Origin of the sequence: Thiolapillus sp. (assembly GCF_048562965.1) — a bacterium.
GTDB classification, from domain to species: domain Bacteria; phylum Pseudomonadota; class Gammaproteobacteria; order Chromatiales; family Chromatiaceae; genus Thiolapillus; species Thiolapillus brandeum_A.
The window spans coordinates 1-896 of sequence record NZ_JBHNMF010001094.1 but is presented as its reverse complement, the minus strand read 5'-3'; the positions used below and the strand labels follow the sequence as shown (position 1 = coordinate 896).

Below are 896 nucleotides of genomic sequence, written 5' to 3'. Positions count from 1 at the left end.
CAGCTTTGGTGTTGTACGGGCTTGTGGATGGATAACCATGGCGTTATGCTTCCTCCAGGTTTTGCGTGAGCCAGTCGTTCAATATCTGGCGGGTTCGGAACAAAGGATAGCTCCTTTTTGAAATATAATCACATGGAACCCGACAAGCATACCGAAGCGCCTGATCGTTGAGGCGTACAAACGGGTTAAAGCGAATAAAGGCAGCGCTGGAGTGGATGAACAAACATTAGAAATGTTTGAACAAAATCTCAAAGGCAACCTATACAAGCTATGGAACCGGATGTCATCGGGAAGTTATTTTCCGCAGGCGGTCAAGCGAGTAGAAATACCGGAAGCAGACGGAGGGATCAGGCCGTTGGGCATCCCGACAGTCAGTGATCGAATCGCTCAAATGGCCGTAAAGCTGCAAATTGAAGGGGAGCTGGAGCAACACTTTCATCCAGATTCGTATGGTTATCGCCCGAACAAGTCAGCGCATCAAGCGGTGGCGCAGGTAAAGGCAAGATGCTGGAAAAGAGCCTGGGTACTGGATATGGACATCAAAGGCTTCTTTGATGCCATTGACCATGCTTTGCTCATGCGTGCGGTAGAAAAGCACGTCAAAGAAGACTGGCAAAGACTGTACATCAAGAGATGGTTAAGAGCTTCAGTTCAACACAAAGACGGTCATATAGAAGCGCGAGAACAAGGGACGCCCCAAGGCGGAGTTATCAGCCCGCTATTGGCGAACCTGTTTCTTCACTATGCCTTTGATCACTGGGTAGAGCGTCACTGGAAAGGTGTGCAGTTTGAACGATATGCAGATGATATTGTTTGCCACTGCAAGACGGAACAGGAAGCGATAGCACTGCAATCGACGTTAAACAAAAGATTCAGTGAATGTGGCTTGACCCTCC

1 protein-coding gene is annotated in these 896 nt (G+C 48.5%); it reads left to right on the top strand.

All coding sequences use genetic code 11. The features are described from left to right. Nucleotides 1-211 precede the first annotated feature (211 nt). Nucleotides 212-896, top strand: a 685-nt coding sequence (gene ltrA / locus ACOCD2_RS22520) for a group II intron reverse transcriptase/maturase (protein WP_419593620.1), incomplete at its 3' end; no start/stop codon positions are given.